Origin of the sequence: Mesorhizobium sp. M7A.F.Ca.US.002.01.1.1 (assembly GCF_004022955.1) — a bacterium.
Classification (GTDB): Bacteria; Pseudomonadota; Alphaproteobacteria; order Rhizobiales; family Rhizobiaceae; genus Mesorhizobium; species Mesorhizobium ciceri.
In genome coordinates this window covers 1-633 of record NZ_RZQE01001014.1, presented here as the reverse complement: position 1 = coordinate 633, position 633 = coordinate 1, and the positions used below count along the sequence as shown (strand labels likewise).

Below are 633 nucleotides of genomic sequence, written 5' to 3'. Positions count from 1 at the left end.
GCTCCCGAGGAGCCGAGCAACGTGCCGATGGTCAAGATGATCGCGGCGAAAACGGATGCGAGCGGCAAGGCGAGCTGCCGGCTCGAGTAAGCTTGATTTTGCATTTCGATGCCTCCACCAATGCAAGAGAGGTGGTGCCCAGGCTGGCGTTGAGGATAAGCCTTTGGCGACGCCTTGGCAAATCGCCGTGCTTTGCGGCCGCCTAGCGCATGTCGGCGTCGTCTATTCCCATTCGAGTTCGGCAAATGCGGCCGTTGCGTTGCGCTCGTTGTAATCGTCGAACAGGTGCCAATTGTCCCGTTCGCTTCCGCCTGCGGTTTTGACTGCTTCGCGCAGCGGCGTTCCGTCGGCGATCGCCTTGCGGATATCGCGCGCCAGAACCTCGAAATAGCGTCGCTCCCCCGCCAGTGCCTGTGGCCAGTCGGCCGTTACAGGACCATGACCTGGAACGACGCGCGCGGCGTCGATCGCGGTGAGTGCATCCATCTGGCGGAGCCATCCAAGCAGTGATCCGTCGAGCGTCGGCAAGGAGCCCATGAACACCAGATCGCCGGCAAAGAGCGTTCTGGTCGTGGTATCGAATACGGTCAGGTCGTTGTCGGTGTGCGCCGCCTTCCATGCCCGCAGTTCGAT

At 61.8% G+C, this 633-nt stretch carries 1 protein-coding gene; it reads right to left on the bottom strand.

The window, feature by feature from the left end; all coding sequences use genetic code 11:
• Positions 1 to 222 precede the first annotated feature (222 nt).
• Positions 223 to 633 (bottom strand): MBL fold metallo-hydrolase (locus EN932_RS37435; protein ID WP_348630222.1); only part of this gene is annotated, 411 nt, incomplete at its 5' end.